This is a genomic window from Psychrobacter sp. UBA6739 (assembly GCF_002453835.1).
GTDB classification, from domain to species: Bacteria; Pseudomonadota; Gammaproteobacteria; order Pseudomonadales; family Moraxellaceae; genus Psychrobacter; species Psychrobacter immobilis_A.
Map to the genome: position 1 here is coordinate 76,783 of NZ_DKHR01000003.1, position 12,433 is coordinate 89,215.

9 protein-coding genes are annotated in these 12,433 nt (G+C 43.5%); 8 read left to right on the forward strand and 1 reads right to left on the reverse strand.

The features are described from left to right. Positions 1-4: 4 nt before the first annotated feature. The 8 genes from pilW (at position 5) to B2575_RS00725 (ending at position 10,504) form a co-directional block, all read left to right on the forward strand. Complete coding sequence (gene pilW / locus B2575_RS00690) at positions 5-817, forward strand: type IV pilus biogenesis/stability protein PilW (RefSeq protein WP_414707405.1); 813 nt, start codon at positions 5-7, stop codon at positions 815-817. Then, on the forward strand, positions 814-1,626 hold the full coding sequence (locus B2575_RS00695; protein ID WP_109591647.1) for a helix-turn-helix domain-containing protein: 813 nt from the start codon (positions 814-816) through the stop codon (positions 1,624-1,626). The genes pilW and B2575_RS00695 overlap by 4 nt, the downstream gene beginning before the upstream one ends. A 133-nt stretch (positions 1,627-1,759) precedes the next feature. Further along, on the forward strand, positions 1,760-2,875 hold the full coding sequence (ispG, locus tag B2575_RS00700) for a flavodoxin-dependent (E)-4-hydroxy-3-methylbut-2-enyl-diphosphate synthase (RefSeq protein WP_055124478.1): 1,116 nt from the start codon (positions 1,760-1,762) through the stop codon (positions 2,873-2,875). Positions 2,876-2,939: 64 nt separating this feature from the next. After that, the gene (gene hisS, locus B2575_RS00705; RefSeq protein ID WP_296239745.1) at positions 2,940-4,229 is read left to right on the forward strand and encodes a histidine--tRNA ligase; all 1,290 of its coding nucleotides are present in this window, start codon (positions 2,940-2,942) and stop codon (positions 4,227-4,229) included. Between the two features lie 55 nt (positions 4,230-4,284). Next, a complete protein-coding gene (locus tag B2575_RS00710; protein ID WP_201559924.1) occupies positions 4,285-5,070 on the forward strand; it encodes a YfgM family protein in 786 nt (261 codons plus the stop codon). 243 nt (positions 5,071-5,313) lie between these two features. After that, positions 5,314-6,522: an outer membrane protein assembly factor BamB gene (gene bamB, locus B2575_RS00715; RefSeq protein WP_045451756.1), complete on the forward strand. Its 1,209-nt coding sequence runs from the start codon at positions 5,314-5,316 to the stop codon at positions 6,520-6,522. A 381-nt stretch (positions 6,523-6,903) separates the two neighbouring features. Further along, the gene (gene der / locus B2575_RS00720; protein WP_055124475.1) at positions 6,904-8,346 is read left to right on the forward strand and encodes a ribosome biogenesis GTPase Der; all 1,443 of its coding nucleotides are present in this window, start codon (positions 6,904-6,906) and stop codon (positions 8,344-8,346) included. A gap of 220 nt (positions 8,347-8,566) precedes the next feature. Next, on the forward strand, positions 8,567-10,504 hold the full coding sequence (locus B2575_RS00725) for a sensor histidine kinase (protein WP_296239752.1): 1,938 nt from the start codon (positions 8,567-8,569) through the stop codon (positions 10,502-10,504). A gap of 318 nt (positions 10,505-10,822) precedes the next feature. Here the strand turns inward: B2575_RS00725 and B2575_RS00730 are convergent, their stop codons facing one another. Next, positions 10,823-11,989, reverse strand: coding sequence for a D-alanyl-D-alanine carboxypeptidase family protein (locus tag B2575_RS00730; protein ID WP_045444873.1), 1,167 nt, complete (start codon positions 11,987-11,989; stop codon positions 10,823-10,825). Positions 11,990-12,433: the final 444 nt, after the last annotated feature.

Consider the following 12,433-nt stretch of genomic DNA (forward strand, 5'->3'; position numbering starts at 1 on the left):
GGCATTGGTAGGGCTGCTGCTCACTGGTTGTCAAAGCACGCCGACCAATGATTTGACAAACATTGCGGCTTATCAAACGTCTACGCGACCCAATGACAATCGTAACTTAGATCAACAAGAAATTGCTCGCGTGCGCACTTCACTGGCCGCGCAATATATCCGCAAAAATGAGCTTGATACCGCTCAGCGCCAACTCGAAAAAGCCTTTGCTGCCGATAGCCGTTACGCGCCAGCCTATGATATGATGGGCGTTTTGCTGCAGCAAGAGGGCAGTCGACTCAATCTCGAAAAAGCCGATCAGTATTTTAAAAAAGCGATCGCGCTTGATAAAGATTTTGAGCAAGCCCACAATAACTATGGCGTTTATTTGTCACAAATGAAGCGCTATCGTGAGGCGGCAGAGCAGTTTGAGATTGCGGGTTCAGCATTAGGTTACGAAGGTCGTATTGGTGCGCTAGAGAACCTAGGGCGCACTTACTTACAGCTAGGGGATCGCAGTGCGGCTGCTAAAGCATTTTTACGGGCACTTGATGGCAATCGTAATAGTATTATTGCCCATATCGAGTTGGTCGATTTATTGCTTGAGCAGCAACGTGTTCCACAGGCTCAAAGGCTTTATGATGAAACCTTGATACTGGTGCAAGGGCAGGGCATTAGCCCGCGCTTGCTATTACAAGGTATCAAATTGGCCGCGGCACAAAATAACATAACGACGCGCCAGCAATTGGCACAGCAGCTTTTATCTGCTTATCCTTTAAGTGATGAAGCAAAACAACTTAAGACTTGGCTTAACAATCCAGAGGCACCATGGAAATGACCACCCCATCATTAAACACTCAATCTAACGCTCAGGGATCATTTGGTGCCGTGTTGCAGCAAGCCCGTAAAAATAAGCAAATCAGCTTAGACGAGGTAGCTGCCGAGTTATTTATTTTAAAGCGTCATTTGCAAGCGCTTGAAAATGAAAATTTTTCGGAGATGCCGCAAGCTGCTTTTGCCCGTGGGTTTGCCATCAATTATGCTAAGTTTTTGGGTTTGGATCCTGTAAAAATAGCGACCAGCTTTGATGCCGCTTATCCTACGGAGCTGAAAGCAAAGTCAGTGAATAACACGGATACGCCACTGCGTCCAATGGGCACGTTGCAACGTGATACGCACAATCGAATTCGTTTTAACCCACTACTGATCATCGCCGTTATTGGTGTCATTATTTTAGCGATTTTCTTATTTCGCATGGTGAGTAATGCAAGTAAAGAGAATACCGAGCAGCCAGTATCGACGGTCGAAGACGTCTCAGCGATAGAGCAAGCGCAAGGTGCGGCAATCAATACTGATGAGATGGGCGTTGGTGCCTCTGGCTCTGCTCTAAACTTGGGCGGCGATGCAAGTCCAGCGTCTTTAGATGTCAAACTGACGGATACCGCCGTCGTGAGTATTACTGATGCTTCTGGTAGTAGTCTAATGAGTGGCTCGCAGACATCTGGGGATTATAAACTGTCAGGTACGCCGCCGTTTAATGTACAAATTGATAATGTTGATAATGTCAGCATAATGCTTAACCAAGAAGCGGTTGCGCTAAATACTTATGCAACGGATAAGCAAGCCAATTTTGAGTTAGCGCCTTAACTTTTTAAGCGGATAATTTTGAATGCTAGTCTTATCGACTGCTGTACAAGATTTATTTTTAAAAGTTGCTATCTGCAAGCTATTATAAGTGTGTTTTTTCTGCGTTTTTTCGCTCTAACTGAAGGGTTTGTCTATGTCAACGTCAGCGCCTATTAACCGTCGCCTTACCAAAAAAATATATGTCGGTGATGTCGCGATTGGTGGTGATGCGCCGATTAGTGTGCAGAGTATGACCAATACAGATACTTGCGATGTGGCAGCAACTGTCGCCCAAATCGAACGCTGCGTTGAAGCTGGTGCGGATTTGATGCGGGTGTCGACACCAACGATGGATACGGTCAAAGCTTTTGGCGAAATTCGTAAGCTGGTCAGTGTGCCTTTGATTGCAGATGTGCATTTCGACCACAAAATTGCGTTAGCAGTTGCTGAAGCAGGGGCTGACTGTCTGCGTATTAATCCAGGTAACATCGGTAGCGATGCCAAAGTACGTGAAGTGGTCGCCTGTGCCAAATATTACAACATCCCTATTCGTATCGGTGTCAATGCAGGCTCGCTCGAAAAAGACATTCAGCGCAAATATACCGAGCCAACTGGCGAGGCGATGCTTGAATCAGCCATGCGCCATATTGATATATTAGAGCGTCTAAATTTTGATCAATATAAAGTATCAGTCAAAGCCAGTAATGTGTTTTTGACCTTGGATGCGTATCGCCTGATTTCTGCCCAAATTGATAATCCGCTGCATTTAGGCGTCACCGAGGCAGGCGTTTATCGTACGGGCGCAGTTAAATCCGCGATTGCACTTGGCGGTTTATTATTAGATGGCATCGGTGATACCATTCGTATCTCACTGGCGGCAGAGCCTGAAGAAGAAATTAAAATCGGCTTTGATATTTTAAAATCGCTCAATATACGTTCTAATGGTGTCAACTTTATTGCGTGCCCAAGCTGCTCGCGCCAAGAGTTTGATGTGATTCGAGTTATGACGGCTTTAGAGTCGCGCTTAGAAGACATTCGTGAACCGATGAATCTGTCTGTGATCGGCTGTAAAGTAAATGGTCCTGGTGAAGCGAAAGAGGCCGATATTGGCATTGTTGGTGCCGCACCAAGATCCTTGGTATATCGTATGGGTGAAAAAAGCCATCTTATCGATACCGACAATTTGGTCGATGAAATAGAAGGTATGGTACGCGCACATGCCGAAGATTTGGCTAAAAAACGCGAGAATGAGATTATCCGCGTAAAATAAAACACTATTATGAGCAAAAAATAAAAGAGACACTTGTTAAAATTTTTAAGGATACGACCGTACCATGATTAAAGCTATCAAAGGGTTTAATGATATTTTGCCTGATCAGTCCGCAAAATGGCTGCATTTAGAAGCGATATTGGCTGAAGTACTGGGCAGATACGGCTTTGAGCATATTCGCTTACCAATCGTTGAGCAAACCGATTTGTTTGCGCGTGCTATTGGTGGCGCGACTGATATTGTCGAAAAAGAGATGTATAGCTTTACCGATAAGTCTGAGCCACCAACGCCGTTGGCTCTACGCCCTGAAGGTACAGCAGGTGCAGTACGTGCTGTGATTGAGCATAACTTGCTGCGCGGTGATACGCCAAAGTTATGGTATATCGGTCCAATGTTTCGCTATGAGCGTCCACAAAAAGGTCGTTATCGTCAATTTCATCAAATAGGTGTTGAAAGCTTTGGTAGTGCCTTACCAGATGCTGACGCTGAGCTGATCGCCATGACTCATTTGATGTGGCAAGAGCTGGGTCTAAAAGATGAGATGCGTTTAGAGCTAAACAGTCTGGGCGAAATTGATGAGCGTTATGCTTATCGCGAAGCATTGGTTGCTTATTTAACCGATGAAAAAGATCAGCTGGATGAAGACAGCAAGCGCCGCTTGACCACCAATCCGCTACGTATTTTAGATAGCAAAGAAGCAAGCACCCAAGCTCTATTGGTAGACGCGCCGAAGCTTGCTGACTTTTTAGGTGAAGAAAGCGTGGCGCATTTTGAGCAAGTACAAGCCTATTTAACAGAGCTGGGTATTAATTTTGAGATCAATCCACACTTAGTACGCGGTCTTGATTATTATAACAAAACGGTTTTTGAGTGGGTGACCGACAAGCTTGGTAGCCAAGCGACTGTTTGTGCAGGCGGCCGTTATGATGGTTTGATTGGGCAACTAAAATCCATCGGTACTGATGGCAATAAGCCAGTAAAATCTGAGCCTGCTGTTGGATTTGCCATGGGGCTTGAGCGTTTATTACTGTTAATGGAAGCGGTTGCGCCAATTGCTGATGTTCCCGCTTGTGATGTCTTTGTGGTTGCCCATCCAGAGGTTTATAGTGCTGGTATTGGCTATGCTCAACGTCTACGCTATAGTCGCCCAGACATTCGGGTGAAAATGGCGAGTGCGACGAGCCTAAAAGCGCAAATGAAGAAAGCCGATAAGTCAGGTGCTGCATTGACCGTTATTATTGCGCAGCAAGAGCTGGATGATAATACCCTCAGCGTTAAAGACATGCAGACGGGCGAACAACAGACGGTTGCGACAGATTGGCTGTCGAGCAAAGAAAATTTTATCCGTCAGTAATCGATTGCGGTTTTAGCATTAGCAATTTCATAACACTTTTATCAGGTAAACACATATGGCTCTGACACCCAATTCGCCGAATGCAGACAATTCAATGCAAGCGCTAAAGCAGTATGGCAGCTATATTGTCACTGCGATTTTGTTGGCACTGGCCGCTTATTTTGGTTGGACATATTGGCAGGACAACCATGCGCGCGTAGACACCGTTGCAGCAGATCATTATGCAGACATTCAGCGGTTGAATGAAGAAGTCAGTTTGGCCTCACAAAACCCTGATTTGGAAGCAGAAGCACAGGCAGCACTTGCCCAAAGTCGCACCCAGCTAAACAAAGATATTGATGCGCTAGTCAGTAAGCATGGTGAGTCGGTTTACGCTTGGCAGGCACTGATGATTAAAGCGCGTCAGCAAGTAGATAATAATGAATTTACCGAGGCAAGTGAAACCTTCAAAAAAGCATTGGCTATTGACTTAGGTGATGCAGGTTTACAGGCAATTACTCGTTTGCGCTATGCGACAACGTTACTGGCGGCGGGCGATACGGATGCTGCATTAGCAGAAGCCAACAATGATATGCCAAGCTCATTTGAAGCCAGCCAACAAGAGTTGTTAGGGGATATTTATTTGGCACAAGATAATAAAGACTCAGCGATCAAGTCTTATAATAATGCTTGGGAGTTGTTACGCAACCGTCAAGAGACGCGTGCAGTATTGGCATTAAAGATGGAGAGTCTGGGCATCGTACCTGAGCCTATCGACGAACCAGTCAGTCTGATTCAAGAGTCAAGTAATCCTGCACAGCCCTTGGTGGAAGAAAATGCTGCTGCCGAGGTTGCGCAATAATTGTACAGTGACAAGCGCTGTTAACCAATAATAGCGTTTGCGTTCTACCTAATGCCTGATAATTGCTAGTCAATAGCGCGTATCTATAACCGTTCTACAAGCTAAGTGGTACAGTAAAACAATCGCGTCGCATGAACCACCAGCACTCATTGAATGTGCTTGGTGAGTACTAATCGCCGATCTTATACTTACTGATAACCAATTTACTAATTAATAATAATTTATTTGTAGTGAGAACTCATAATGACTCAATCTATTCGCTCTAGCAAGATATCAAAAGCTAAAACCATCAAATCGACGGTGATGCATGTGGCAGTATTGGCAGTGATGAGCACTGCGGTGATTGGGTGTAATCGCGGTATTAAACCCGTCGTCAATGATCCAGTCAAGCTGGTACAGATTGCTGAGCCTATCAGTGTGTTGCAACCGGTTTTTAGCACAGATATTGGCAATAAAAAAGCCAGTAAGAAAGATCCATTAGACTTGCAAGTAGGTTATGTCAATGGACAAATCGTCACTGCATCGCGCGGTGGGGACTTGACCGGCTTTAACAGTGCAGGCGAACGTTTATGGTCGATCAACGTTGGCGATCAAATCACGGGCGGCGTTGCTTTAGATGCTTTAAGCCAAACAGCGATTATTAGCACACGCGGTGGTCAAGTGATGGCATTTGATAGTGTGACTGGCGCAAAACGCTGGCAGAAGCAGTTATCAGGATCAGTATTGACACCCGCTTTAATTACCAATAACCGTGTCATTCTATCAGCGAACGATGGCTTTTTACATGGCTTGTCACTACAGACAGGTCAGTCTGTCTGGCAGTTTGCCACACAAGTTCCAGCCATCAGTGTACGCGGTAGTGCGGCGCCAACGTTATTAGATAGCAAAACGGCGTTATTAGCGACTGCTGATGGTCGTTTACATGCGGTGACGACTGATAGTGGTTTACCGCAGTGGTCAAGACGTGTTGGTGTTGGCACTGGTAGTAGTGAAGTTGAGCGCATGAGTGATGTCGATGGTACGCCGATCGTCGATAAAAACCAGCTATTTGCCATCAGTTATAGCGGTCAGTTACTAGGTATTGATTTGGCTTCGCGTCAAGTCATGTTTGTCAACGAGCTTGCCAGCTTAAAGTCACTTGCTGTAAATAACCAGCAAGTGATTGGTACCAGCTTAGAGGGCAAAGTGGTTGCCTATAATCGCAGTAATGGTGAGGTTCTTTGGGAAAGTGAAGAGCTGGCTTATCGTCATTTAACCAATCCTGTAATGATTGGCAATTATATTGCCGTGGGTGATTTTGACGGCATGGTACACTTATTCGATCCAGCTAGCGGTAAAATCGTTAGCCGTGTACAAACTAAGGGTGCTTTGAGTAGCTTGCAAGTACAAGGCAGCCGTTTAATGACACAGAGCACATCAGGACAGGTTGCTATTTGGCAATTAGCCCGCTAAGCTTTTTATCGGTTAATGCTTACTTAGATAGTATGTTTGATATTATCGTTAAGCCAACTGGTTGATTGCAATTTTAGAGAACACAAACGCTGCTTCGTCAGCGTTTAGTGCCTTGTGTAAATTGCTTGTTTAAATACAGGCTTTCGCGTACTCTATGCGACCGATGCGCCGTAGGTGTTATCCATATATATTATTTATTTATCATTTAGTCATCCTATGTACCACTTGCTAATTGTAAAATAGCTGACTATTATTTTTGCTATTGTTCTATCATTCATTTTAATTTGCGGTCAAGAGCAGCTTATTCACGACTACTGTTATATCACTGGTTATAAGAATAACTGTACTGCCCGCCATTGTGCCTTTCACTGAGAGTAACCCATGAGTATCAAGCCTGTGGTCGCCTTAATTGGTCGTCCAAACGTCGGTAAATCCACCTTATTTAATCAGTTCACAAAAAGTCGGCAGGCATTGGTTGCTGATTTGTCAGGACTGACTCGTGACCGTCAGTACGGTGATGCGACCTATGAAGACAAATCTTTTATCGTTGTAGACACTGGCGGTATTGGTGAGGCGGATGACGGTAGCGGCAACATTGATGATTATATGTCTGAGCAATCGCATACAGCGATTCATGAAGCGGACATCATCGTATTTGTGGTGGATGCTCGTGCTGGTATGATCGGCGCAGATGCTGAGATTGGTAAGTTTTTGCACACACTTGGCAAACCAGTCTATGTGGTTGCCAATAAAGTCGATGGTGCTCACGACGCTGCACCTGCCGAGTTTTATGCATTAGGATTGGGTGAGCCATATCCGATGGCGGCAAGTCATGGTCGCGGTGTCGGTAATTTGCTTGAAATATTGACGGCTGATATGCCTGAGCAAGAGAATGTTGTAGAGCCAAAAGGTTTGAAGTTAGCGATCATAGGTCGTCCAAACGTTGGTAAATCGACGCTAGTCAATCGTCTATTGGGTGAAGACCGAGTAGTGGTTTTTGATATGCCCGGTACCACACGTGACAGTATTTATATTCCTTATACACGCGAAGGTAAGGACTACGTCTTAATCGATACTGCTGGTGTACGCCGCCGCGGTAGAATTGATGAAAAAGTAGAAAAATTCTCGGTCATTAAAACCCTACAAGCAATCGAAGATTCTAACGTAACCGTTATTGTTATTGATGCCCATGAAGGTATCGTTGATCAAGACTTGCATATGATTGGCTATGCGCTTGATGCGGGTCGTGCTTTAGTTGTTGCGATTAATAAGTGGGATGGTCTGACTGCTGATCAGAAAAATTATATCAAGATTGAGATGGATCGCCGCTTTAACTTTATCCCTTATGTAAAAGTGCATCTAATCTCAGCACTACATGGTACGGGTGTGGGTAATCTATACCCGTCTATCTTGCGTGCTTATAAATCTTCGATGTTTGAAGTGTCAACCAATCGTTTGACTCAGATTCTGCAAGATGCGGTGACAGCCAATCCACCACCAACGGTTGCTGGTCGCCGTATTAAACTACGCTTTGCTCACATCGGTGGTCACAATCCGCCTGTCATTGTCATTCATGGTAACCAAACCAGTGCGCTACCTAAGAGCTATCAGCGCTATCTTGAAAACCAATTCCGCCAAGTATTTAAGCTCGAAGGCACGCCACTCAACGTTGTCCTTAAACAAAATGACAACCCATATGCCAACAAGAGCGATACGCCAACCAAAGCGAAGACGCAACAATTGCGCCAACGCGAGCGTAATCGGGCACAGAAATTTACTACCAAAGATAAGCAGAAATTCACCAATAAAGATAAAAAGCGTTAATTTAGCCAAATGATGACGGTCTTTATATTGTTGTAGTAAATAAACACTATTTTATTCTATTGTTCATGCTTCTCTGTAATGTGCTATATCATGATGATTATATCGGTCATCATGATATATTAATACGTTGTTAAGTTTTATTAACATGTGATATTTCCCTCACTACTCCTACAAAATACCTGTACTATAATCAAAAGTTTTCTTAACTCAGTTAAGTAATATGAACAACCGTCCCTCTCAAACCATCTCTACGCTTATTTGGCGTTCTGTCGTACAAGCCATTATTTTGGCTGTGTTGGCAGGCTTCTTGATGTCTATCGTTTATGGTTTGTTATACCACTATAAAGAGAAGCGTCAGCATATCCAGCAATTGGCTACCATGTTGACCACCAGCGCATCGACAGCCGATGGTGCTGATATCGTGGCTGAGCAAGTGAGATTCTTGTTAGAAAGTGAACCCAGCATTAGAAGTATTTTATTTTATTCAACACCCAAACCTATTGATGAAGTTAATCAATCCAGAGATGATTGGAAGAATGCCTTATTTGCAGATACTGTCAGCTTCAATTATCCCGTTACCAGTGACGATATCGGTGATGATAGCGCGCTAGATACGTTAAACAGCAGTCAGCAATCGTCCACGACTTTATCAAATGGTGAGCAAGAATCATCAGCGTCTGCTGAGGCCAATAAAAATAGCGCGTTAGTTGGATATATTAATCTCACTTTAGATGTGAACACCCTGCGTTCACATTGGTTTCGAAGCAATATATTGCTATGGCTTATCACCACGATATTGACGGTACTTTGGGTATTGTACATTCTGCGCAAACTCAAATGGCCAATCAGAGATATTGAAGCTTTGAAAGAAGTCTGTCACATCGTTGTGAAAAACCCAGAGCTTGAGCAGTTACCAGTGATTCCACAGCTTTTTGAATTTCAGGAACTGGTGCAAATCAAGCAAACTTTGGCTGTATTGTTTGATCGTTTACAGAAAGTCCAACAAGATTATGAGGCGCTTGCTATTTTTGAGCAGCAATTACACAACAAAGACGTATCCCTCGATGTGCAGCTGCATAACTTTCAAAGCATGATCACCCATGAGTTGAAAACTTCGCTAAATGCTATCGTAGGCGGTTTACAGCTGTTAGATTACGATACCCTCAATAGAGAACAAAAAGATGCGGTTGAAATTATCAGTGACGGTAGTGATAAATTGGTGTCGTCGCTTGATCATATTATTCAATTGAATCAAATACAAAAAGGTCAGATGAGTATTAATTGTATTGCGTTCAATCCACTGCAGTTAATCGCCGATCTGTTGGCAGAATATGAGCCTATTGCTCGGCAAAAAAGGCTAGAGTTGATTAGCCGTATTCATCATATAGACTATGGTCTGGAAGGGGATGCGGAAAAAATAAAACAAATATTATCGATATTATTGAGCAATGCGATTAAGTTTACTCCAGCGGGGCAGGTGACTATTACGTCGCAATTGACTCATTTTGATAAAAGCAATCGCTGGCAAATCAGTGTGAAAGATACAGGTATTGGTATCGATAGCACTCATATCGATGATATTTTTAATCCGTTTTTCCAAGTGGATTCATCACAAACTCGTCAATATGAAGGCTCAGGTGTTGGTTTGCCAGTCGTCAAGCAAATGGCTCAGCTGATGGGCGCTACTATAGAAGTAGATAGCACGTTAGGGTCAGGCACCCAATTCATGCTGACCATATCGATGACCAATAAACAGCAGTCTCGGCAGCAGCATTTATTGGCTGGATTGACTATTATTTACTATTATTATCATGAAGTTGGGTTTTTAGCGAAGGAGCTAGAGCGTTTAGGCGCGACTGTCATTTATCGTCAGCATGAAGCACTGGTTATAGAGGAGATGAGTATAAGACAGGTGAATATGGTGATGTTTGCGGAAGATATTTTTCCAAGTAAAGCTGAGTCGTTAGCCAAGCGTATTCGTCAATTTGAAAGTGAACATCGGGCTTTATTGGTATATTGGTATCCACCACATCGAGCGAAGCAGTTAGATAGCTTTGAGCATGGTTTAAAAGCAGCTGGTGTCGATTACTGTTATAGCGCCACTTATAAAGATAAAGCATTAAGCGACTTGCTTAAGCGCTGGTTGGTATGGACGTAAGAGGACTAAAGGATTTGCCACGCTTACTGTACTAACCTCGTTTAATGTACTCGATTGCCTTTCATTTACTCATTTACTGTAAATAGTTTCGAACATCGTATTTTCGACAAGAGTGCTTGCTTTTAATCTGAAAAATATGATGAACGAGGGCAAACCTGCTAATTCTAGCAAATCAGTGTTTATCACAGTTTTATGATGACACTACTTAATAGCAATAATAAAATCTGTGCGGTGAATGAAGACATAAAAAAGACGCCCCGTTTTGAGGCGTCTTTTTTGTCAGTAATGTTCTTGAGAAATAGCTTCTACTAATATTCTCTAAAACAGATTTTGTGCCCAACGTACGACACGCTGCCAAGTGCGGCTCATAAAGCCTGATTGCTCGATATCACTGGTCGCTATAATAGGCACTGAAGCCACCGCTTTACCATCAATAACGGCCATCATTTTGCCAATTTCTTGACCTTTTTTGATGGGTGCTTCTAAGCTTTCAGGAATATCTACCACAGTCGTGATTTTGTTTTTTTGCGTTTTGCTGGTTAGAATTTGCAAATTATCCGCAGTGACTAGCTCGACTTCATCAGCTTCACCGAACCAGACTGGAACTTTGCTGACGAATTGTCCGGCAGGTGCTTTGGTGACAGTAGTGAAGTGGCCAAAGCCCCAGTTGAGCAGCTCACGTGATTGATCGGCACGTGCTTGCTGGCTCTCTGTTCCCATAATCACAGAAATCAAGCGCATGCCATCACGATTGCTTGAAGCCGCTAAGCAATAGCCTGCAGCATCAGTGTGGCCAGTTTTTAAACCATCGACGGTTGGGTCGGTTGCAAGTAGAGCATTACGGTTACCTTGAGTAATACCGTTATAGGTGAACTCTTTTTCTGCATAAATACCATAATAGTCACCGCTATTCTTGATAATAGCACGTGACAATTTGGCCAAATCTAGTGCTGATGCCTCATGCCCTTCGTCAGGCATACCAGTAGAGTTGACGAAATGGGTATTTTTCATACCAAGTTTTTCTGCTTGCTCATTCATCAAGATAGCAAATGAGGCTTCGCTACCAGCGATATGCTCAGCCATAGCTTTTGAGGCATCGTTACCTGATTGAATAATAATACCGCGTAGCATGTCGATAACACTCGCAGATTTATTTACCGGCACATACATGCAAGACTGGCTGCTACTACCACGACACCAAGCATTTGGACTCATTATGACTTGGTCATCTTCTTTGAGGTCGCCTGATGCTAAGCGCTGCTCAATGATGTAACTGGTCATCATTTTTGTCAAAGACGCTGGCGGTAGCGACTCATTGGCGTTCTTTTGTGCCAAAATCTCACCAGTATTATAATCCATCAATACATAGGCGGTATTATCCATCTCAGGCGGCTGGATGGCTGCGTTTGCCATCACTGCACTCATAGAGATACTCACACCGACTACCAGCTGCACCAGCTGATTTTTTACACGCTTTACTGTCATATATCGTTACACCGCATCATGAAACCAAATGTATCTACCGCTTGTACCTTGCACTAAATCTTATGCATCATTTTAAGTAGCCTGTCTTAAACATTCTGTTTAAAAACAATGTATTAATAAGAGTGGTGATGGCTGAGCGACAGACATAAAATTAACGCCTTATCTTAGCAAAATGCCAACCGATGGGGAATCGATAAATGCAAAAAAAGACCCGATTAAAAAGAAAGAGTGGTAAGAAGTAAACGTTTGCTCAGACTAGGACTGCCATAGTGCCTTGAATAGAAATAATTCGACTGTCATAAAAAAGCTTACGGTCATCCTGTTGGTATAAACAGAATTAACGTAAGCTTTTTTGTTACTTATAAGCCTGATGAACAAGCTTATAAGGTGTCGCTAAATAGCCCATAATCAGCGTTCCAAGACAGATAATGCCATGATTTATTG

Excerpts from the sequence above, each read along its gene's own strand:
- hisS (WP_296239745.1), top strand. The coding sequence starts at position 2,940 with ATGATTAAAGCTATCAAAGGGTTTAATGATATTTTGCCTGATCAGTCC.
- B2575_RS00725 (WP_296239752.1), top strand. The coding sequence starts at position 8,567 with ATGAACAACCGTCCCTCTCAAACCATCTCTACGCTTATTTGGCGTTCT.
- bamB (WP_045451756.1), top strand. The coding sequence starts at position 5,314 with ATGACTCAATCTATTCGCTCTAGCAAGATATCAAAAGCTAAAACCATC.
- der (WP_055124475.1), top strand. The coding sequence starts at position 6,904 with ATGAGTATCAAGCCTGTGGTCGCCTTAATTGGTCGTCCAAACGTCGGT.
- B2575_RS00695 (WP_109591647.1), top strand. The coding sequence starts at position 814 with ATGACCACCCCATCATTAAACACTCAATCTAACGCTCAGGGATCATTT.
- B2575_RS00710 (WP_201559924.1), top strand. The coding sequence starts at position 4,285 with ATGGCTCTGACACCCAATTCGCCGAATGCAGACAATTCAATGCAAGCG.
- B2575_RS00730 (WP_045444873.1), bottom strand. The coding sequence starts at position 11,989 with ATGACAGTAAAGCGTGTAAAAAATCAGCTGGTGCAGCTGGTAGTCGGT.
- ispG (WP_055124478.1), top strand. The coding sequence starts at position 1,760 with ATGTCAACGTCAGCGCCTATTAACCGTCGCCTTACCAAAAAAATATAT.